This window comes from Phocaeicola sp. RTP21359st1_B8_RTP21360_211022, from assembly GCF_040911965.1.
Lineage (GTDB): Bacteria > Bacteroidota > Bacteroidia > Bacteroidales > Bacteroidaceae > Phocaeicola > Phocaeicola vulgatus.
In genome coordinates, this window is record NZ_JBDFXP010000017.1 from 47,762 (window position 1) to 68,834 (window position 21,073).

At 40.8% G+C, this 21,073-nt stretch carries 18 protein-coding genes; 10 read left to right on the plus strand and 8 right to left on the minus strand.

What is annotated here, in order from left to right; genetic code table 11:
* The first annotated feature begins 25 nt into the window (after positions 1–25).
* The 5 genes from AB5062_RS10735 (at position 26) to AB5062_RS10755 (ending at position 6,646) form a co-directional block, all read left to right on the plus strand.
* Positions 26–2,251 carry a bifunctional alpha,alpha-trehalose-phosphate synthase (UDP-forming)/trehalose-phosphatase gene (locus tag AB5062_RS10735; protein ID WP_368326881.1) on the plus strand — a complete coding sequence of 742 codons (2,226 nt, stop codon included), beginning with the start codon at positions 26–28 and terminating at the stop codon, positions 2,249–2,251.
* Between the two features lie 19 nt (positions 2,252–2,270).
* Entirely contained in the window at positions 2,271–4,058 is a 1,788-nt protein-coding gene (locus AB5062_RS10740) for a glycoside hydrolase family 15 protein (RefSeq protein ID WP_117696131.1), read from the plus strand.
* 58 nt (positions 4,059–4,116) lie between these two features.
* Positions 4,117–5,076, plus strand: a complete 960-nt coding sequence (gene bla / locus AB5062_RS10745) for a class A beta-lactamase, subclass A2 (RefSeq protein WP_005852454.1) — start codon at positions 4,117–4,119, stop codon at positions 5,074–5,076.
* A gap of 54 nt (positions 5,077–5,130) precedes the next feature.
* Positions 5,131–5,586 carry a GNAT family N-acetyltransferase gene (locus AB5062_RS10750; protein ID WP_005852452.1) on the plus strand — a complete coding sequence of 152 codons (456 nt, stop codon included), beginning with the start codon at positions 5,131–5,133 and terminating at the stop codon, positions 5,584–5,586.
* 271 nt (positions 5,587–5,857) lie between these two features.
* Entirely contained in the window at positions 5,858–6,646 is a 789-nt protein-coding gene (locus AB5062_RS10755) for a class I SAM-dependent methyltransferase (RefSeq protein WP_057280955.1), read from the plus strand.
* Positions 6,647–6,752: 106 nt separating this feature from the next.
* Here the strand turns inward: AB5062_RS10755 and AB5062_RS10760 are convergent, their stop codons facing one another.
* Positions 6,753–7,307 (minus strand): NUDIX hydrolase, encoded by a 555-nt coding sequence (locus AB5062_RS10760; RefSeq protein ID WP_368326880.1) that lies wholly within the window; start codon positions 7,305–7,307, stop codon positions 6,753–6,755.
* A 205-nt stretch (positions 7,308–7,512) separates the two neighbouring features.
* Between AB5062_RS10760 and AB5062_RS10765 the strand changes: the two genes are divergently transcribed.
* The 3 genes from AB5062_RS10765 to AB5062_RS10775 all read left to right on the plus strand — a co-directional run bounded on the left by AB5062_RS10765 (position 7,513) and on the right by AB5062_RS10775 (position 11,069).
* Positions 7,513–8,280, plus strand: coding sequence for a DUF5131 family protein (locus tag AB5062_RS10765; RefSeq protein ID WP_057280957.1), 768 nt, complete (start codon positions 7,513–7,515; stop codon positions 8,278–8,280).
* Positions 8,281–8,459: 179 nt separating this feature from the next.
* Positions 8,460–9,587, plus strand: a complete 1,128-nt coding sequence (locus AB5062_RS10770; protein WP_008669044.1) for a histidine kinase — start codon at positions 8,460–8,462, stop codon at positions 9,585–9,587.
* A gap of 12 nt (positions 9,588–9,599) precedes the next feature.
* Entirely contained in the window at positions 9,600–11,069 is a 1,470-nt protein-coding gene (locus AB5062_RS10775; protein ID WP_005843553.1) for a sensor histidine kinase, read from the plus strand.
* Positions 11,070–11,139: 70 nt separating this feature from the next.
* On the opposite strand, the gene AB5062_RS10780 is transcribed toward AB5062_RS10775, so the two are convergent.
* Both AB5062_RS10780 and AB5062_RS10785 read right to left on the minus strand, forming a co-directional pair.
* Positions 11,140–11,808 (minus strand): MgtC/SapB family protein, encoded by a 669-nt coding sequence (locus AB5062_RS10780; protein WP_007835476.1) that lies wholly within the window; start codon positions 11,806–11,808, stop codon positions 11,140–11,142.
* A 17-nt stretch (positions 11,809–11,825) separates the two neighbouring features.
* A complete protein-coding gene (locus AB5062_RS10785) occupies positions 11,826–13,061 on the minus strand; it encodes a DNA recombination protein RmuC (protein WP_368326879.1) in 1,236 nt (411 codons plus the stop codon).
* Between the two features lie 95 nt (positions 13,062–13,156).
* Between AB5062_RS10785 and AB5062_RS10790 the strand changes: the two genes are divergently transcribed.
* A complete protein-coding gene (locus AB5062_RS10790) occupies positions 13,157–13,963 on the plus strand; it encodes a Cof-type HAD-IIB family hydrolase (protein ID WP_057099187.1) in 807 nt (268 codons plus the stop codon).
* Here AB5062_RS10790 and AB5062_RS10795 read toward each other — a convergent pair.
* Positions 13,953–14,483, minus strand: a complete 531-nt coding sequence (locus tag AB5062_RS10795) for a ferredoxin domain-containing protein (RefSeq protein ID WP_005843545.1) — start codon at positions 14,481–14,483, stop codon at positions 13,953–13,955. The two genes, AB5062_RS10790 and AB5062_RS10795, sit on opposite strands and share 11 nt — an antisense overlap.
* 293 nt (positions 14,484–14,776) lie before the next feature.
* Between AB5062_RS10795 and AB5062_RS10800 the strand changes: the two genes are divergently transcribed.
* Positions 14,777–15,022 (plus strand): RNA-binding protein, encoded by a 246-nt coding sequence (locus AB5062_RS10800; RefSeq protein WP_005843543.1) that lies wholly within the window; start codon positions 14,777–14,779, stop codon positions 15,020–15,022.
* 183 nt (positions 15,023–15,205) lie between these two features.
* On the opposite strand, the gene AB5062_RS10805 is transcribed toward AB5062_RS10800, so the two are convergent.
* The 4 genes from AB5062_RS10805 to AB5062_RS10820 form a co-directional block, all read right to left on the minus strand.
* Entirely contained in the window at positions 15,206–17,527 is a 2,322-nt protein-coding gene (locus AB5062_RS10805; RefSeq protein WP_050505377.1) for a glycoside hydrolase family 20 protein, read from the minus strand.
* 45 nt (positions 17,528–17,572) lie between these two features.
* Complete coding sequence (locus tag AB5062_RS10810) at positions 17,573–18,487, minus strand: DMT family transporter (RefSeq protein WP_005843539.1); 915 nt, start codon at positions 18,485–18,487, stop codon at positions 17,573–17,575.
* Positions 18,488–18,724: 237 nt separating this feature from the next.
* Positions 18,725–19,972, minus strand: coding sequence for a DUF1015 domain-containing protein (locus AB5062_RS10815; protein ID WP_005843534.1), 1,248 nt, complete (start codon positions 19,970–19,972; stop codon positions 18,725–18,727).
* A 108-nt stretch (positions 19,973–20,080) separates the two neighbouring features.
* The gene (locus tag AB5062_RS10820) at positions 20,081–21,001 is read right to left on the minus strand and encodes an NAD(P)-dependent oxidoreductase (RefSeq protein WP_005843532.1); all 921 of its coding nucleotides are present in this window, start codon (positions 20,999–21,001) and stop codon (positions 20,081–20,083) included.
* Positions 21,002–21,073 lie beyond the last annotated feature (72 nt).

Below are 21,073 nucleotides of genomic sequence, written 5' to 3' on the forward strand. Positions count from 1 at the left end.
AACTGAAAAAAAGAATTATATAAAAATGAAATTGTATATCATATCAAACAGACTGCCCGTGAAGGCTGTCGCAGAACAAGATACCTTTGTTTTCTCACGTAGTGAAGGAGGTCTGACAACGGGCCTAAATTCCCTACAAGGCAATTACGAGAAACATTGGGTGGGGTGGCCCGGAATCTGTACAGACAAAGAGGAAGAAAAACAGGATATCTGTCACCGGTTGGAGGAAATGAATCTCCATCCCATATTTTTATCCGATGAGCAATATAAGAACTATTATGAGGGATACAGTAACAGTACCCTGTGGCCTTTATGTCACTATTTCTTTGCCTATATATTATATAGAAAGAGTTTCTGGCAATCTTACCAAGAGGTTAACGCTTTGTTTTGTCGGGATTGGGTCTGGGTACAAGATTATCAGTTGATGTTACTTCCGGAAATGCTCCGCCAAGAGCTTCCCCGGTTGCATATCGGCTATTTCCATCACATTCCGTTTCCATCTTATGAGTTATTCCGAATTCTGCCTGAACGTGCCGAAATACTGAAAGGATTGTTAGGAGCCGATTTTATCGCATTTCATACACATGACTATATGCGTCATTTCATCAGCGCGGCCGAACGGGTACTCCATATGGATTTCAGTTTGGATGAAACCCGGATAGGCAGTCGCATTGTGCGCGTTGATGCACTTCCGATGGGGATAAATTATGACCTTTACCACAATGTGTCACAACAAAAAAATGTTTGGAAAGCTATAGAACGAACCCGTCTCTTGTTTGGCAAACATAAACTTATCCTATCGGTAGACCGTTTGGATTATAGTAAAGGCATTTTGCACCGTCTTTATGGATTTGCCTCTTTTTTGGAACACCATCCCGAATATCATGGCAAGGTAACACTGGCTATGGTCATAGTTCCTTCACGTGATCATGTAGGCAGTTATGCCGAATTGAAAACCCGGATTGACGAGGAAATAGGTTCTATCAACGGACGATATTCTACAATGAACTGGACTCCGGTCTGCTATTTTTATCATGGTTTCTCATTCGAAGAATTGGCTGCCATGTATTTTATAGCTGATATTGCATTAGTCACTCCTTTGCGTGACGGAATGAACTTGGTTGCCAAAGAGTATGTTGCTGTCAAGCAAGACAATCCTGGTGTATTGGTTTTAAGTGAAATGGCTGGTGCCGCTGTGGAACTGACCGACGCCTTGCTGGTTAATCCCAATGATACGGAGCAGATAGAAAATGCCATTTGCCGGGCATTGGAAATGCCGTTTGAAGAACAGCAAGAACGGATGCACCGTATGCAGTCTATTGTATCCGTACAGACTGTCAATAAATGGGCTGCCGATTTTGTAAATGAATGGCAGGAAGTGGCACACAAAAACAAAACCATGCTTTTTAAGAAGATAGGATCACAGAATATGCAGGAAATTCAGCATCAATACTTACATGCTAAAAAGCGTTTGATTTTGTTGGATTATGACGGGACACTGGTCCCTTTTCAGAAAAGGCCGGAAGATGCCTCTCCTACTCCACAATTGCTGGATACATTGCAGAAACTGACCGCCGACCCCTTGAATCATGTGGTAATAAACAGCGGACGTGACCATTTTACTTTAGAGAAGTGGTTGGGTGCACTGCCTCTTTCCTTTGCAGCCGAACATGGGGCCTTTTATAAAGAGAATGGTGTATGGCACAAGAATGTACACGGGCAGGAATGGAGCCCCGGATTGCTTTCTATATTAAAATTATTTGTCAGCAAGACTCCTCGCTCCCATCTTGAAGTCAAAGAAACGGCACTTGCCTGGCATTATCGTGAGGCCGATGCATGGTTGGGCAGATTACGTGCGCAACAGTTGGTCAATTCCTTGATATCTATTTGCTTGAAACAGAATTTGCAAATCATGCAGGGTAATAAGGTAATAGAAATAAAATCTCCCGAATTTACCAAAGGTTCAGAAGTAAACAGGCTTTTGCTTGCCACCCGATATGATTTTATCTTGGCAATAGGAGATGATACTACGGATGATGATATGTTTAAAGCCGTACCTGTTACTGCTGTGACTGTAAAGATTGGTACAGCATCCGAGAGTGCACGTTACAATCTGCCCGTACAGACAGACACCTTGCCGTTTTTACAACGGCTGACAGATGAAGGCATGGTGAAAGCAGCCTTGAAAAGTGGTTTGAAAGGGCAGTTATCATCGGCTATAGATTTTTTTAAACGGATAATAAACCACTAACATTACAAAAAAAATAACCATGGACAATTTGAATTACGGTGTAATCGGTAATTGCTGCACAGCCGCACTGATTTCCGAAAAAGGAAGTATTGAATGGCTATGTTTTCCAAATTTTGATTCACCTTCTATTTTTGCAGCTCTTCTGGATCGTGAAAAAGGCGGGACTTTTGGTTTTGAAGTTTCAGAAGACTATCACACCATCCAATCGTATGTTCCCCATACCAATATTCTTTCCACTACTTTTGTGTCAGAGCAAGACGAATTTGCGGTAGTCGACTTTATGCCTTGTTATGAGTTATATGATAATAAGGAATATTATCGTCCGGCTGAGGTCTATCGTTATATCCGCCGGATTAAAGGTCGTCCCCGCATTAAAGTCAATTACCATCCGGCTCCCGACTATGCTCGTGGAAAAGCATTTTTTTATGTAACTTCCCGGTATATTGAAACCTATTCTTCTTCTAACAACAAGGACAGACAATATCTGTATTCCTCTTTGCCGTTGCAAGGTATCGTAGACCATCAGGAATTTATATTAGAGAAAGATGAATTTTTCCTCCTTTCATACAATGAAAAGGTGATACCTGTTGATATAGAGCGTGAGAAACTGGAGTATTGCCGCACGTTGGTTTATTGGTTGAACTGGACGGATCGTACAAGAAAGTTTACTATTTACAACGATATAATAGAGCGTAGTTTACTCACCCTGAAGATGATGTCCTTTTATAATGGCGCGGTATTAGCTTCTCTTACTACCAGCCTGCCCGAAGCTGTGGGAGAAGTACGCAATTGGGATTATCGTTTTTGTTGGTTGCGGGATGCCTCCATGTCCATAGAGACTCTTTTCAAGATAGGTCATGCCGATGCAGCCCGCAAATTCATGAAATTCATACAATCTACTTTTGTTGCCGAACATGACACTTATCAAATAATGTATGGCATTCGTGGGGAAAGGAAATTGACTGAAGTTATACTCGACCATCTTTCAGGATATAAAAATTCCCAACCGGTGCGTATCGGCAATGATGCTTATCATCAAAGGCAGAATGATTCATTCGGCTATCTGATGGACTTGATTTACCAATATTACCGGTTGATGCCAGGTACATTGGATGAAATAGAAGATATGTGGGAAATGGTGAAAAGTATTATGACGACTGTGATGGAAGATTGGAGAAAGCCTGATAAAGGAATTTGGGAGATACGGGGTGAAGGACAGCATTTCGTTTCGTCCAAAGTGATGTGTTGGGTTGCTTTGGACAGAGGAGCCCGCATAGCCCGTATTCTGAATAAATATGAGAATAGCCGACGTTGGGAAGAAGAAGCTGATGCAATTAAAGCGGATGTTATGAGAAACGGATGGAAGGAAGAAATACAAAGTTTTTCACAAGCATACGGCAATCTGGATTTGGACTCTTCTTTACTGTTAATGGAACCTTATGGATTTATAGATGCTGATGATATTCGTTATCATAAAACAGTGAAAGCCGTCAAGCAATCCTTATTACACAAAGGATTGATGTACCGCTATAATACTCATGATGATTTTGGCTGTCCTTCTTCGGCCTTTACCATCTGTACATTTTGGCTGATTCGTGCACTTTATGTCATCGGGGAAAAAGACGAAGCACGCTGTCTGTTCGATGAAATTTTGCAATATTCAAACCATTTGGGTCTGTTCAGTGAAGATATTGATTTCGAAACAAAAGAACAATTGGGTAATTTCCCACAAGCTTATTCTCATCTGGCACTGGTAAATACTGCTGTGTTATTTGCGGAAGAAGATAAAAGGCTAATCTTTAAATAAGGAAAAATTTGGAGAATGACTGATAATCCGGTATCTTCGTACAATTAAAATCAGGAAAATGCGTATAACAAAAAAACGGAGCCCAAGGTTAATCTTGCAGTCTTTAGTAAAAAACGGATGTCCATATATTATTATATGTATATGGTGTGTGTTGTCTGGCGGATGTGTTCAGAATAAATCCCAAGATTCATTGAAAACATTAAAAACAGAAATTCGACATATTATTAAAGATAAGAAAGCAACTATAGGAGTGGCTTTGATACTGGATGGAGAAGATACGCTGGCCATAAATAATGCCGAAAAATATCCCATGATGAGCGTTTATAAGTTTCATCAGGCATTGGCTGTATGTGATTACCTGCAAAAACGGCATATTCCACTTTCCACTTCCCTATATCTTGATAAAAAATATTTCAAACCGGATACATATAGCCCTTTGCGTGATAAATATCCCCAAGGCAATTTAGAACTTCCGATTAGTGAACTTTTAGTTTATACAATGCAGTCAAGTGACAATGTAGCCTGTGATATCTTATTCGATTATATAGGTGGTGTAAACGTGGTGGATGAATACATTCATTCATTGGGAATAAACGATGTTTCCATAACTGCTACCGAAGATGAGATGCATCAAGACATGGATGATTGTTACAAAAACTGGACAACACCAATGGAAGCAGCCAATCTATTGGAACTTTTTATGACTCAAGATTTCATGAGAAATGAATATACAGATTTTCTAAAGCATATTATGATAGAGTGTGGGACAGGCAAAGACAGACTGCCTGCTCCCCTTCCCGAAAGTGAAGTCAAGATAGGACATAAGACAGGAACTTCCGATAAGAATGACCGGGGAGAATACATTGGCATCAATGACATTGGCTTTGTAATTCTACCTGATGGAAGCCGATACGTAGTAGCTGTATTTGTCAAAGACTCAAAAGAAAATATGGAAACGAATGCTAAAATAATCTCTGATATTTCGGCTGCTGTTTACCGATATGCCGGGAATCGTTAAAATAGTGCTGTTTTGCACTATCTATAAAGACAAGAATGTTATAAATATAATATTATGGATTATCACATCATTAAAATATCTAGAAATAAAAAGCAATATCTGGACTTATTATTGCTTGGGGATGAACAGGAAACAATGATAGACCGGTATCTGGAGCGTGGTGACTTGTTTGTATTGGAAGATAATGGGATAAAAGCCGTGGGCGTTGTAACAAAAGAAGGTCCGGAAATTTGTGAATTGAAGAATATAGCGGTTACCCCTATTGCCCAGCGACAAGGATATGGAAGAAAACTAATAAACTACCTGATAAATCATTATTCAAAAGAATATACTCAGATGATAGTGGGAACAGGAGACGTTCCCGGTGTTCTTGCATTTTATAAAAGTTGCGGCTTTGAATATTCTCATTGTATAAAAGGTTTTTTCACGGAGAACTACGATCATCCTATCATTGACAATGGGGTTTTATTAAAAGATATGATTTATTTGAAACGTAAAATAGGTTTTTAAAAGAGTGGAAAAAGATCAAATACTGAAATATCTCCTAAATTTAAACATTGTTTTCTATCGTTTTTCAATGAAATAGGTGTATCTTTGCACTATGTTAAAAACTCGTATATCGGATTTGGTGTCGTAAACAATCTGTTCTCATAAATAGATTGTTTATTCGTGTATTCTCGGGATATTTTTTCGAGAGCAATTTCATATTACTATAATTTTATTTTTTAATTACACAGGGAGTATGGCTATGCTTTCAGTGTATGTTTAATATATTACGATAATGAATAATGACAACAATACAATTCTAGGATTCGATGTAAATTTGATTTGTGATTTTTTCTTAAATACGGAGCGACAAGGACCCGGAAGTCCCGAAGTAACTCTTAAAGCATTAAGCTTTATAGATAATCTTACCGACAAATCCCTTATTGCCGATCTCGGCTGTGGAACAGGGGGGCAGACAATGATCTTGGCACAACATGCGCCGGGGAAGATTACAGGCATCGACTTTTTCCCGGGATTCATTGAACGTTTCAACAAGAATGCCGAGAAACTGAATCTCCAGAATAGGGTGAAAGGCATAGTCGGTTCGATGGATGACCTTTCTTTTGAAAAGGACTCTTTGGACTTGATCTGGTCGGAAGGAGCCATTTATAATATCGGCTTTGAACGAGGCTTGAAAGAGTGGCGCAACTATTTGAAACCGGGAGGATACCTTGCCGTTTCTGAAAGTGTCTGGTTTACCGATCAACGCCCGGCAGAAATTCATGATTTCTGGATGAGTGCTTATACGGAAATAGATACGGTTCCCAACAAAGTAGCCCAGATACAAAAAGCAGGATATATTCCAGTTGCGACATTCATTCTTCCGGAGAATTGCTGGATAGAACATTATTTTGCTCCTCAAGCTAAAGCCGAGGAAATATTCAGAAGAAAACATGCAGGAAGCAGAATCGTAGAAGAATTGATAACATCCAATCATCATGAGGCTGAGCTATATAGTAAGTATAAAGCATATTATGGCTATGCATTCTTTATCTGCAAAAAAGGATTCTCACTGAGAAGGTGAGCGAATGACGATACAAAGAAGTATAAAAAGTGATTAACTCGGTTTAATAGAATAAATGATTCAACTTACTTTTAGGGAGCTTTTTCAGTCTCCCTAAAAGTCTTTATTATAAACGAGAATATAAAGCAAAATACTTCCAAAACGGTGCAGCCATCAATGATTGTTTCACCTCATCATTCAATAACAACGCTTTTACTTCTTCTTCATCCAGCAAATGCACTGTCAGATCTTCAGTTTCTTCCAAATGCTGGGTAGAGATTCGTTCTACCTCCGTAGCCAGATAACAATGAGTGATATTTGTCATGGTGCTGGCATTTGCTGAAATAGTCATAAGTTTTGTCCAATTTCCATTGCCATACCCTGTTTCTTCGTACAATTCGCGTTGGGCAGAAAGCAAAGGCTCTTCTCCGGTTTCACAAACTCCGGCGCAAATTTCATAACGTGTTTCTTTTATTCCGTGACGGTATTGGCGTACTAATACGAATTTACCCTCTTGGGTGATAGCAATTACATTTACCCAATCAGGATATTCCAAAATATAATATTCAGGAATTTCAACTCCTGTAGGTAGTTTAACCCGGTCACGGCGTGCGGTCAGCCAAGGGCGGCGGATAAGATATTCACTTTCAATAATCTCCCATTTTCTATCGTCTGTGCTCATATAATAAGTTTTTTGTTTTATATTCTACATTATAAAATTTATTCTTGCCAGTGGCTTAATTGATTATACCGGCAAAGGTACATTAATCCATTTGCATTAACTATAACACTCCCATTCTTTTTGAAGAAATTCAGGAATGAATTATGTAAATGATGAAAAGACTTTAGCTAACTTTGCAGACAATGATAAATTTTATTCAGACAGAATGGAAAATAGAATAAGTCCGGAGTCTTCTCTATGGAATCCTTGGCATGGCTGCCATAAGCTAAGTACAGGTTGCCGGCATTGTTATGTATATCGCGGAGATAGTAAACATGGGAAAGACAGTTCCATAATAACCAAAACCGGACAATTCAATCTGCCCGTGCGACGGAAAAAGGATAAGACTTACAAGATCCCTTCCGGCAATCTCGTCTATACTTGTTTTACCTCCGATTTTCTGATAGAAGAAGCCGATGAATGGCGTATAGAAGCATGGAAAATGATGCGGGAACGATACGATCTTCATTTCTTGTTTATAACTAAACGCATAGACCGGCTCGGCCAATGTCTGCCTCCGGATTGGGGGGACGGGTATGATAATGTTACCATTTGTTGCACCATGGAAAATCAAGACAGAGTGGATTACCGTCTTCCTCTTTATAAAGCAGCTCCTGTAAAGCATAAAATCATTATCTGTGAACCGTTGTTGTCCGCTATAAACTTCAAGGGAGAACTCGGTACATGGGTAGAACAGATTGTGGTAGGTGGAGAATCGGGCAAAGAAGCGCGTATATGTAATTATGACTGGGTATTGGACATTCGTCGGCAATGTATAGAAAATAATATAAGCTTTTGGTTTAAACAAACCGGATACAGATTACTAAAAGGAGAACGTGAATATAAAATAGCCCGTCAATTTCAACATACACAAGCTAGAAAAGCAGGAATAAACTATTCTAGGAGATCTAACGGCAATAATTATAGTGATTAAGAAAGTGTTTCATTTTGAAAGAGCCCCCTTTTCATTTTGGTAAGCTTTAGTCTTTGATGACACGCTTATGGCATTGTAGCTAAGCCGTTTGTTTTATTGGTATATTCTTTGCCTGTTATAAAAGGACTGATATTAAATATGCGGAAAATTGTTATATTGCCAATATGATAAAGTAACAAATGGAAGACAGAGAAGAAAGTGTACAGCATTTTTTAGATTTGATTAAACGTTCACGGCGTGGAAAGTTTAAAATCTATATCGGAATGATAGCCGGTGTAGGGAAAAGTTATCGTATGCTGCAAGAAGCTCACGAAATGTTGGAGAACGGTGTAGATGTACAGATAGGTTATATTGAAACGCACGGACGTGCAGGAACCGTTGCTATGTTGGAAGGATTGCCTGTTATCTCTCGGAAAAAGATATTTTACAAAGGTAAGGAAGTGGAAGAAATGGATCTTGATGCCATTCTTCAGTTACATCCCGAACTGGTTATAGTAGATGAATTGGCACATACCAACATCGAGGGCAGCCGGAATGAGAAACGTTGGCAAGATGTAATGGAATTGTTGGATGCCGGTATAAACGTAATTTCTGCAGTTAATATCCAGCATATAGAAAGTTTGAATGAAGACGTAAAAGGCATAGCAGGTATAGAGGTTAAGGAACGGATTCCGGACAAGGTGTTGCAGGATGCGGATGAAGTGGTAAATATAGACCTTACTGCCGAAGAACTGATAAACCGGTTGAAAGCCGGGAAAATCTATCGCCCTGAAAAGATTCAGTTGGCACTGAATAATTTTTTTAAGACAGAGAATATTCTTCAGTTACGTGAACTGGCACTAAAAGAAGTGGCCTTTCGAGTCGAGAAAAAAGTTGAAAATGAAATTGTTACAGGCGAAAAGGGTATCCGGCACGAGAAGTTTTTGGCATGTATCAGCAGTAATGAACGGACTCCCCGACATATCATCCGTAAAGCGGCACGGCTTGCTTCCCGGTACAATACGGTCTTTTTTGCCCTTTATGTACAAACGCCTGCCGAAAGTACGGAACGTATTCCATTGGCAACACAGCGGCATTTACTTAATCATTTTAAACTGGTTACCGAGTTGGGCGGTGAAGTTATCCAAGTTTCATCTTCCGATATTATGGGAGAAATAATTAAGACTTGTCGTCAACGTGGAATTACAACTGTCTGTATGGGGCATCCTGCTTTCAAAATGCCCGGTGCATTATTCAGTCTTTCCAAATATCGAAAATTTCTACACTCTTTAGCAGAAATGGACATAGATTTGATTATACTTGCATAAAAAATAAAAGTTATGAATATAAAGTCGAAACTAACCCTCGCCATAGGGATATTGGTGGCAATGATTGTACTGTTGGTTGTACTTTCTGTTGTGAATTTGCAAATACTGACTGCCACGGAACCTGACAGTCCGGCAGCAGGTCCCGGATTACAGCGGGCTTTATTGTGGATATATGTTGTTGGTGCCGCATGTATATGTATTGGTATTGGTATGTGGTTGCGTCTTCCCGCATCAATTGATAATCCTATTAAAGAGCTGACCAACGCTATACAGGAAATTGCAAACCATAATTATGAGAAACGTTTGGAATTGAACAGCAGTGAAGAATTTTCAGAAGTATCTAAAAATTTCAACCGCATGGCCAAACGTCTGGAAGATTATCATGCAAGTACTTTATCCGATATGATGGCATCTAAAAAATATATGGAGACTATCATCAACAGTATCAACGAGCCTATTATCGGTTTAAATAATGATATGGAAATCCTGTTCATCAATGATGAAGCATTGAATGTGATCAACCTGAAGCGTGAAGAAGTTATTAAACATTCTGCACAGGATATTTCCCTGCGCAATGATTTGTTGCGCCGCCTGATTCGTGAATTGGTGGAAATTCCTGGGGAACCAGTCAAAGACAAGGAAAAAGAAAAGAAAGAACCTCTGAAGATTTATGCGGACAATAAAGAGAGTTTTTTCCAAGTAAAATACATGAGTATTTCCCAACCGGGGAAAGATGGGGTTACTATGGAGAAAAAAGGATATGTCATTATGTTGAAGAATATAACCGAATTTAAGGAACTGGATTCGGCCAAGACCACATTTATCTCTACAATCTCACATGAATTGAAGACTCCTATCTCGGCTATTATGATGAGTCTGCAATTATTAGAAGACCAGCGTATCGGAGCTTTAAATGAAGAACAGGAAGATTTGGCAAACAGTATCAAGGAAAATAGCGAACGGCTGCTTAATATCACCGGCGAATTGCTGAATATGACGCAGGTAGAATCAGGAAAACTACAGTTGAAGCCTAAGATAACCAAACCTATAGAGTTGATAGAATATGCAATAAAGGCAAACCGTGTGCAAGCCGAGAAGTTCAACATTCAAATAGAAGTGGAGTACCCTGAAGACAAAATAGGTAAACTGTTTGTCGACAGTGAGAAGATAGCTTGGGTGCTGACCAACCTTCTTTCCAACGCCATCCGGTATTCACCGGAAAACGGTCGTGTAGTAATAGGGGCACGTCAGACAGATGATGGATTCATTGAGATGTTTGTACGGGATTTCGGGAAAGGGATTGATCCACGTTATCATAAAAGCATCTTTGACCATTATTTCCGGGTTCCCGGAACTAAAGTACAAGGAAGCGGCTTAGGTCTGTCCATTTCCCGGGATTTTGTCGAGGCCCATAATGGTACGCTTACAGTAGACAGTAAGCTGGGAGAAGGAAGTACGTTTGTTATGCGGTTAAAAGCATGATCACAGCACAGGGGAGAGAATCTTTCAATAAGCGCTCTCCCCTGCTGCTTTTGAACCAAGCCGGAAAAGCTTACTCCAGCCTATGAACGGTAATATCGCTAAAATCCTGTAATAATGTCAGTAACATACCTTCATCATTGTATTTCTTGGATTTTATAACCATTGTAACATAATAGGTCGTTACTTCTCCCAACCTCTTTTCGTCCAATTGATAGGAAACAATATTGTACTCCTTGGAATTGAATTTCTTGGCCATACGGTTCAGTGTTTCTTTATTGTCTGTAGAGAACTCCACCATGGAACTTTTCATACCTATACTTTTAAAAAGATAGCTAAGTGCCTCAAGACCAATCAGCGTAAGGATTGTTGCTGAGATTCCCAGCCAGTACATACCGGCTCCAATAGCCAGACCGATGCCCGAAGTAGCCCAAATTCCGGCAGCGGTAGTAAGCCCGCGCACGATTTGTTTCTGAAAAATAATAGTACCCGCTCCAATAAAACCGATACCGCTGACAACCTGTGCGGCCACACGACTCGGGTCCAGGTCTATTCCCTCCATCTTCACTACTTCCATAAAACCATATTGTGACACAATCATAATGAGAGCACTTCCCAGTGATACTAGAAAATGGGTACGGTAACCGGCTTCTTTGGCACGATATTCCCTATCCAGACCAATAACAGTACCCAAAGCGCCTGCCACAAACAATCTTAAAATAAAATCCCACGTCATGCTCATCTTTAAGTCCTCCTTGTTTATTCATCGTCCTCATCATCTGTCAGTTCGGGCAAACTCAACATTCGTTGGCTGTCTTCTGCCGGAAGGGCTTCTACCTGGCGTAGTTTACGCTCTATGGCACGAGTACGTTTTCCCATAACTTCCTCTAACTGGTCTCCTGCATTCTGTAGATTTTTCTGTACCTTTTCCAGCAATCCTCCAAACTTTCCGAATTCGGTCTTTACTGCCCCTAACACATTCCATACTTCGCTTGTTCGTTTTTGAATGGCCAGTGTACGGAATCCCATTTGCAAACTATTCAGGATAGCTCCCAGGGTGGTAGGACCTGTAACCACTATCTTCCAGTCTTTTTGCAACATTTCCACCAACGCGGTCCGGCGGATCACTTCTGCATAGATATTTTCGAATGGCAGAAACATAATGGCAAAATCTGTTGTAAAAGGTGGGTCTACATATTTATCGTGAATATCCTTTGCCATTTTTTTGATTGTGATTTCCAGTTGGCGGGATGAAGTTTCAATCAATGCGGCATCTCCGGCTTCGTATGCATCCTGATATTGCTCATATACATCTTTGGGAAATTTGGCATCCACAGGTAAATATACAATTTCATCACTATTTTCCTTTCCCGGAAGTTTAATGGCGAACTCCACAAATTCCGTTGCATTTTTCTTGGTTTTGACATTCGCCTCATATTGTTCCGGACTCAGCATCTGGTCCAATAAGGCCCCTAATTGTACTTCTCCGAATGTACCCCGCGTCTTCACATTGCTTAAAACTTTTTTCAATCCTCCTACATCCTGTGCCAGGCTCTTCATCTCTCCCAGCCCTTTTTGTACATTCTCCAGCTGCGAACGTACTATCTCAAAGGATTGTCCTATACGTTCATTCAATGTTTTCTGTAATTTTTCTTCTACCATTTGCCGCATGTCATCCAATCGTTTTTCCGTACTTTTCACCAAGGCTTCCTGTTGTTTGCCCATTGCTTCAAATTTTTCCCGTTGCATTTCATTACCGGTCAGCAGGTTTTTATGCAAAGTATCCTGCATATTACGGATAGAATAATTCAAGGTTTGATTCAGTTCGTTACGCAGTTCGCGAATATTTCTTCCCAATTCGTCCCGGTTTTCTTTCATTTCTTCGCGTAGCAATCCTTCCAGACGTTCGGTTTGCAGACGATTGTTTTTAGTAAGTGCGATTACCATATTAATTATCAGCAGGATAATAATTACGGTTAATAAAATTTCTGTCATGATTCTTGTTTATTTTGAGCAAATGTAGCAAAAAGCCATGAATTTTATCGTTATATTTGCAGCGAATTTGGCAAAAGCACTCCATTAAATAGTATATGAAGTATAAATTATTAGTTTTAGACCTAGACGGAACGTTGACCAATCAAAAGAAAGAGGTAACGGAACACACACGTCGTACACTTATCGAAGCGCAAGAGCGCGGAGTAAAAATTGTTTTGGCATCGGGGCGTCCCACATACGGTGTGGCTCCACTGGCCGAGATCTTAGAATTGCAGAAATACGAAGGTTATATACTTTCGTATAACGGAGGTGAGATCATAGACTGGAAAACCGGTGAGATGATGTACGAGAATGTGCTCGATCCGGATATATTGCCTTACCTGTATAAATGTGCCACCGACAATCATTTTGCTATCGTCACTTACGATGGAAAATATGTATTGACTGAATATCCGGAAGATGAATATGTATTGAAAGAAGCTATTCTGAATGTGATGACTCCCAAGAAAGTGGATCATTTTCTGGAGGCAATAAAATTTCCTATTGCCAAATGTCTGATTGTAGGTGAACCTACGCGGCTTGCAGTGCTTGAAAAAGAAATGTACGAACACTTGAAAGACCGTATGGGGGTATTCCGTTCCGAACCTTATTTTTTGGAATTGGTCCCTAAAGGTATTGATAAAGCACAATCACTGGCCGTATTGCTAAAAGAAATCGGTATGACAAAAGAAGAAATGATTACCGTTGGTGATGGTTTTAACGATCTTTCTATGATACAATATGCCGGATTGGGGGTAGCAATGGCCAATGCTCAAGAAATAGTCCGTCAAAACGCCGACTACATCACCCTTTCTAACGAAGAAGATGGTGTAGCCGCGGTAGTAGAGAAATTTATTCTTTAGGTTTCCGGTCAAAGAAAGGATTTTTAGAGGATGCACTGACAGGGATGGCATAAACCTGGGTGCATCCTTCCAGCCAGTTCAGACGCTGCGCTGCTAGTCCGGCCGAGAACATGACCCGTGTGTCCACCCTGTTGTCTGCTGCCGTGGCACAAGCTGATCCGATGGCAATGCCCACATCGACACTATTGAGAGCACACGGCACTCCTTCTTTGCGAGACACGCAGGTGGCATATCCACAATGACCACAATTCAATCCTTGCGCCTGTTCGTGGGTACCTATTAACAGGACACATTCCGCATTCAGAATATTTTCCGCATCGCGCAGAAAGAATTTCATTCCATGCTCCGCAACCATTTTCACCATCATTTCCGATAAAATATTGATATCACCATCCGTCACCATGGCTATTTCAATAATGTCAACACCTTTTCCTTTGGGAGCAGTGCGCGCTGCCGTCATCATTTGTCGGGCCACATGCAACACATGCTCATGGCGGCTTTCTCTTTCATTCAATATCATATAAATCTTAGTTATAAGTTAGCTGTTGATACAAAATTAGTGAATATGAATGATATAAGGCTCCTGCTTTAAGCCTAAAAAGTATAAAAAGAGTCACCGGCTAAAAAAATATCAAAATAAAAAGAGAAATATAGTGGATAATCCAATTATTTATCGTTCCTTTGACAACGGAATATAAAAAGATAGTTTTTTCGATTGATTCAATTCATCTCACACTTGAACCGTTTCTATTCTTCTAACTAAATTTTTAAATTCAAAGTTTACTTAATTATTTATTTATCAATTTTTATTTTATGAATTTGTATATTGGAAACCTTAACTATAATGTTAGGGAAGGTGATTTGAGAGGTGTAATGGAAGAGTATGGAACAGTAGCTTCAGTAAAACTTATTACTGACCGTGAAACACGTCGTTCTAAAGGCTTTGCTTTTGTAGAAATGCCTAATGATGACGAAGCCAAAGAAGCTATCAAGCAATTGAACGGTGCAGAATATGTAAACCGTACTATGGTTGTAAAAGAAGCACTTCCTAAAGCATAAGGAATTAGACATTCCACATCACATAATGGCGACAGAGTGAATCTCTATCGCCATTTTTTCTTGAACAGCTTTTGAAAATACATGAAAGGCTTATGAATAAGGAAACGGACATCTGTTTTTGTCAGAATGTCCGTTTCTTGTTTGGTATTTGTTCTTTAGAAAGCCATTGCTCCGAAGGCGGATTTACTCCACTCCTATTTCGTCAACAAACAAAAACGCTTTTTCGCCAGGCATGGAATGCCATGCGGGAAGTTTCGGAGTAACTTCTGCTATGATTTTAATATAGCGGGCTTTTACTTTGTCAAAAGAGACAGAGTCTTTGCGGCTCTGCATTTTAGTTCCTTTTTCCACAACGGGAAAATCTTCGGAGGCTACCCTGCGGAAATTTTTCCCGTCCTCAGAAACTTCCACCTTCAGACCTGTTGTACCAAAGATAGCATCGCCTGTGTTCAACATTGTGTTTACGAAAACTGAAGACACCTCCTTAGGCTCAAGTAAATCAAGGGTCACATTCATATCTGTCCCGTAGAAACCAATCCAACGCCCTGAGCGATAATTCATATCCCCATATAATCCGTCTATCAAGGTACTTCCTCCTTTAAAAGTATATGATTTATGAGGAATGGTATTCAAGGTAACCGGTTTCATTGTGGCTGCATTAAAATGTATTTCCTCCTTACTTATCTGACTGGCACCCTGCGGACGAACTGCAATGGCTTGTATGATAACATCTTTATCCACTTGTATAGTGTCGGTATACAATGGGGATTGCACATCGGGAACGCTGCCGTCCAATGTATAATGTATTTCCGCGTCATCAAACGTCTGAAAAGCAATCCGGGCTTTTCCTTCATCGGGAGCCGGAACAATATCAATGTTCACATCATAAATGTCCTGGCGAAAATCATAACCTCTATCCCGGTAGATAGCCAGCAGAGCCGGTAAACGTTTCAAGAAACTGTCGAAATTTTTATGTGACGGTTCCGTCCATTGAATCTCGGACAAGGCAGCCATACGGGGAAGAATTTGCCATTCCATCTTCAAACTGTCACGCGTCCATTCTGTCCATATGCATCCTTGGGTACCGATGATATATTTTCGTTCATCCTCTGCCAATTCATTAGAAACAGGTTCAAATGTATAGACACGTCCAAGGCTTTTAGTCCCTTTTATCCGGTTGTAAGTAGGATTGCTGAAATAAAGATACTGAATAGGAGTCATAATCGCATCATGGTGCAGACGGGCGGCTTCGATACCACCTTTGACACCGGTCCATGACATCACTGTGGCACCTGGAGCCAATCCTCCCTCCAACATCTCATCCCAGCCCAGCATTTTACGCCCTCTGTCATTGATAACTTTGCCTACCTCGGACATGAAATAGGTCTGTAATTGGTTCTCCTTGCTATGTTTTGGTGTATCTTTCAAACCCAGTTCCCGAATTTTAGCTTGACATACAGGGCATTTTTCCCAACGTACTTTCGGACATTCATCCCCACCAATATGGATATAAGGAGATGGAAAGATATCCATTATTTCATTCAATACATCTTTGGCGAACTGTAAAGTCCGGTCGTTTCCTCCACACAGCACATCAGGGAATACCCCCCATTTACAAGGAATCTCGTATGGACCTCCCGTACAACCTAATTCCGGATAGGAAACCAAAGCTCCCATCATATGTCCCGGAAGGTCAACTTCGGGGATTACAGTAATAAAACGGTCAGCGGCATACTTGACAATTTCTTTTGCTTCTTCCTGTGTATAAAAACCGCTATGAGGAGTTTCATCGTAAGTCTGGGTTTCACGGTCAATCAATGTACGCGGACGCATCGAACCTATTTCCGTAAGTTTGGGATATTTCTTGATTTCAATTCTCCAGCCTTGGTCTTCGGTCAGATGCCAATGAAAATAATTGATATTGTGCAGTGCCAGCATATCAATGATTTGTTTCAGATAAGAAACCGGAAAATAATGGCGGCCCACGTCTACCATGAAACCACGATAACCGAAACGAGGATAGTCATTAACAGTTCCCACCGGGATGGCAGCGGATACCTGTTTGTTTTTGGTCAACGGCAAAGCCTTGTAGAGCGTTTGTATTCCATAAAATACTCCCGACTCACTTCCTCCATTCAAATGGATGTTTTCAGAAGTTACCTCCAGTTGATACCCCTCTTTGTTGGTAATGGAACCGTCAACCGCCAAAATGATGGAGTTCTTCCTTGCGGCTTCAGTTGTTGTCCGGACAGTAATTCCCGTTGCCTCTTTAATATAGGAAGCTAAAAATTCTGCCGTCCGTTGCAACTTTTCATTGCCTTCCGGATAAACAATACCGGTTTGCGGATTAATAACAAAAGGGTGGGCTTGAATGTCTTGACTTACTTCTTGGGGCTGCGGAATGACATTCAGATTTCCAATTTCTGTTTTTGTAGGGGAACATGCGGACAGCCCCAATACCATCCACATTCCCACTCCTGCCCATTGCATCAGTTGTTTTTTCATAGTGGAAAATTTATAATTGCAAGGGCAAAGATACAAAATCCGACTTTATCTGCCAGTATGCCTTAACCGAATCTTGCTTTTTTTCAGCAATGTTTTTCCTCCTATAATCAGAGTTACGGCAGTAATCACCATCAAAATGCCCAGAATAATGCGCGGTGTCAGCTGCTCTCCAAAAATCAGTACTCCGAAGAATAAAGCTGTAACAGGCTCCAAAGCACCCAGAATAGCAGTGGGGGTGGAACCAATGTAGTGTATGGCCTTTGTCATGGTCACCAACGAAATAACAGTAGGAAAAACAGCCAGTGAAACTGCGTTCACCCATAACAAGGGTGTAGGGATAGGCTGCAATCCTGTACAGAACTTCAATCGCACCACATAAACAGACAGGCCGAAAAGCAGGACATAGAAAGTAAGCTTGGCTATAGGCATATCCTTCAGGGAAGAACGGTTTACGCCAACTATATAGATAGCATAAGACAAGGATGATAAAAAGACAAAAGTAATCCCGACCAGGCTGAGTGTCTGTCCTCCCGGACTTTTACAGAGCAAGGAAATTCCCACAAAGGCCAGCGCTATGGAAAACATAGTGACCGGCGATACTTTTTCCTTAAATACTACAGCCATAATAATAGCTACCAGTACCGGGTAGACAAACAGTATGGTGGATGCGATACCGGCATCCATGTAGTTATAACTCATAAAGAGAAACAGGGAAGAGAATGAGAACAGCAGTCCCATGATGCAAAGTGGCAGCACATCCGCTTTCTTAATGGCAAAAGATTGCTTTTGCATCTTCATCATGATACCTAGTACAACTATAGCCAGTGCATAGCGATAAAATAATACCGAGTCTACGCTCATTCCTGCACTATAAAGAGGAAGGGTGAACAGTGGGTTCATGCCGTAGCTGGCTGCTGCGATTGCCCCAAGGAGAAATCCTTTAGTCTTGTTGTTAGTCATCGTTTTTATTACACGCTTTAAAATCGGCGCGAAATTAGATATTTGTCAGCAATAAACAAAGGAAAAATGCTTTATTCTTTCACTCTGACATCTATTTATTTTAATTATACCTAATCAACAAATATAAAAGAATTTATATCACCTGTAGCAGCTGAAAAATTATATGAAATGATTGAACGGACACGGACAGAAAGGGAAATGCAGGTTTGTTCTTTCTGTCCGTGTTCCAACTATGGATCAGCTCAGTTTATGAATAACCAATCCCGAACGAAGTTTCGGTTCAAACCAAGTTGTTTTGGGCGGCATGATATTGCCGGTATCGGCAATATCCATTAATTGTTTCATAGAAACAGGGTAAAGGGCCAAAGCCACTTTCATTTCACCGCTGTCCACACGCTTCTTTAATTCCTCCAGGCCACGGATACCACCTACAAAGTCAATCCGTTTGTCGGAACGAAGATCCTTGATTCCCAATATTTCATCCAATATCAAGTTGGAAGAAATAGTCACGTCCAATACTCCGATAGGATCATTGTCATCGTATGTGCCCGGTTTTGCTGTCAAGCTGTACCATTTACCGTCCAGATAGAGAGAGAAATTGTGAAGAGCCTGCGGTCTATAGACCTCAGTTCCTTTCTCTTCTACCACAAAATTCTTGCTGACAGCGGTCAGGAATTGTTCCGGAGACAGCCCGTTCAAGTCTTTTACAACACGGTTGTAATCAATAATAGTCAGCTGGTTGGCCGGGAAACATACAGCCATAAAGTAATTGTACTCCTCATTTCCCTGATGGTTTGCATTTTGCTGCGCTTTTTCGGCGCCTACCAGGGCTGCGGCAGCCGAGCGATGATGACCATCGGCAATATAAAGAGCCGGCATGGCTTCGAAAGCTTTTGTGATAGCTTTTATATCTTCTTCTTTGTCGATCACCCAGAATGAATGTCCGAAGCCGTCACCCGGAGCGATAAAATCATATTCCGGCCGTTGTGAAGTATATTTCTTAACGATAGCATCCAATTCCGCATTATCCGGGTAAGCAAAGAATACCGGTTCTATATTGGCATTATTTACGCGGACATGTTTCATGCGGTCTTCCTCCTTGTCACGACGGGTCAGTTCATGTTTTTTGATGACCCCGTTCATATAATCGGGAACATACGCTCCTACCACCAGTCCATATTGGGTCTTGCCATTCATGGTTTGTGCATATACATAATAATTTTCTTTTTCATCTTGCACCAACCAGCCCTTGTCCTGAAACATCTGGAAATTTTCGGCAGCCTTCTCATATACTTTAGGATCATGTTCGTCTGTTCCGGCAGGGAAATCAATTTCCGGTTTTATAATATGATAAAGTGACTTTTCATTACCTTTCGCTTCCTCGCGTGCTTCTTCAGAATTCAGTACGTCGTATGGACGTGAAGCTACTTGTTCTACCAATTCTTTCGGAGGGCGGATGCCTTTGAAGGGTTTTATTATTGCCATAAAATAAAGGTATTAGATTTTACTTGCAGGGGCGAATTGCATTCGCCCGAAAACATAAGCTATATGCATCCGGTCGGATTCAATCCGCCCCTGCGGTTATTGGATTACTTATTTATTTACTCTGAATTTTTCACAACCATCTTTCAGGAAGCCTACTATTTGTCTGGCAGCAGCGATACCTGCGTTGATATTTGCTTCAGCCGTCTGGGCCCCCATCTTTTTCGGTGTAGCGAAATAACGGCCGGCAAATTTTTCCGAGAACTCTGCATGGGCAACCGGCATGATATCAGTAACATACTTTAAGTCGGTGCGTTCTTCCATCAGTTTGATTAATTCCGCTTCATTGATCACTTCCTTACGGGCAGTATTTACCAATACTCCTCCTTTAGGCATCTTGTTGACCAATTCATAGTTGATGGAATTTTTAGTTTCAGCCGTAGCAGGAATATGCAGGGACACTATATTACAAGCAGCATACAGTTCCTCAGCAGAAGAAACAGCTTTCACACCGTCTTTTTCGATAACTTCTTTCGGGCAGAAAGCGTCAAAAGCATAAATATCCATGCCAAAACCTTTAGCGATACGAGCCACATTGCGACCTACATTGCCGTATGCATGGATACCTAACTTCTTGCCCATCAGTTCAGTACCCGAAGTCCCGTTATAGAAATTGCGGACAGCCATCACCATCATGCCAAAAGCCAGTTCGGCTACTGCATTGGAGTTCTGTCCCGGAGTATTCATAACACACACATTGTGTGCCGTAGCAGCCGCCAAATCCACGTTATCATAACCTGCTCCTGCACGTACTACGATTTTCAGTTCTTTTGCCGCATCCAATACTTCGGCATCAATAATATCACTGCGGATAATGATTGCGTTAACGTCCTTTACAGCTTCCAGTAGTTTAGCTTTTTCACCATATTTTTCCAGCAATACCAGTTCATAACCTGCTGCTTCTATTTCTTTACGGATACCGTCTACTGCAACTTTTGCAAACGGCTTGTCTGTTGCTACTAATACTTTCATGGTCTTATTGTATTAAAAAGGTTCACCACAGATTATCACGGATTATCACAGATTCCATTTATTGTTCCTATC

Coding starts and splice junctions, on each gene's coding strand:
- AB5062_RS10765 (WP_057280957.1), top strand. CDS start 7,513: ATGGAAAATAGAATAAGTCCGGAGTCTTCTCTATGGAATCCTTGGCAT.
- AB5062_RS10770 (WP_008669044.1), top strand. CDS start 8,460: ATGGAAGACAGAGAAGAAAGTGTACAGCATTTTTTAGATTTGATTAAA.
- AB5062_RS10805 (WP_050505377.1), bottom strand. CDS start 17,527: ATGAAAAAACAACTGATGCAATGGGCAGGAGTGGGAATGTGGATGGTA.
- AB5062_RS10740 (WP_117696131.1), top strand. CDS start 2,271: ATGGACAATTTGAATTACGGTGTAATCGGTAATTGCTGCACAGCCGCA.
- AB5062_RS10810 (WP_005843539.1), bottom strand. CDS start 18,487: ATGACTAACAACAAGACTAAAGGATTTCTCCTTGGGGCAATCGCAGCA.
- AB5062_RS10800 (WP_005843543.1), top strand. CDS start 14,777: ATGAATTTGTATATTGGAAACCTTAACTATAATGTTAGGGAAGGTGAT.
- AB5062_RS10785 (WP_368326879.1), bottom strand. CDS start 13,061: ATGACAGAAATTTTATTAACCGTAATTATTATCCTGCTGATAATTAAT.
- AB5062_RS10795 (WP_005843545.1), bottom strand. CDS start 14,483: ATGATATTGAATGAAAGAGAAAGCCGCCATGAGCATGTGTTGCATGTG.
- AB5062_RS10750 (WP_005852452.1), top strand. CDS start 5,131: ATGGATTATCACATCATTAAAATATCTAGAAATAAAAAGCAATATCTG.
- AB5062_RS10780 (WP_007835476.1), bottom strand. CDS start 11,808: ATGAGCATGACGTGGGATTTTATTTTAAGATTGTTTGTGGCAGGCGCT.
- bla (WP_005852454.1), top strand. CDS start 4,117: ATGCGTATAACAAAAAAACGGAGCCCAAGGTTAATCTTGCAGTCTTTA.
- AB5062_RS10735 (WP_368326881.1), top strand. CDS start 26: ATGAAATTGTATATCATATCAAACAGACTGCCCGTGAAGGCTGTCGCA.
- AB5062_RS10790 (WP_057099187.1), top strand. CDS start 13,157: ATGAAGTATAAATTATTAGTTTTAGACCTAGACGGAACGTTGACCAAT.
- AB5062_RS10755 (WP_057280955.1), top strand. CDS start 5,858: ATGAATAATGACAACAATACAATTCTAGGATTCGATGTAAATTTGATT.
- AB5062_RS10760 (WP_368326880.1), bottom strand. CDS start 7,307: ATGAGCACAGACGATAGAAAATGGGAGATTATTGAAAGTGAATATCTT.
- AB5062_RS10775 (WP_005843553.1), top strand. CDS start 9,600: ATGAATATAAAGTCGAAACTAACCCTCGCCATAGGGATATTGGTGGCA.
- AB5062_RS10820 (WP_005843532.1), bottom strand. CDS start 21,001: ATGAAAGTATTAGTAGCAACAGACAAGCCGTTTGCAAAAGTTGCAGTA.
- AB5062_RS10815 (WP_005843534.1), bottom strand. CDS start 19,972: ATGGCAATAATAAAACCCTTCAAAGGCATCCGCCCTCCGAAAGAATTG.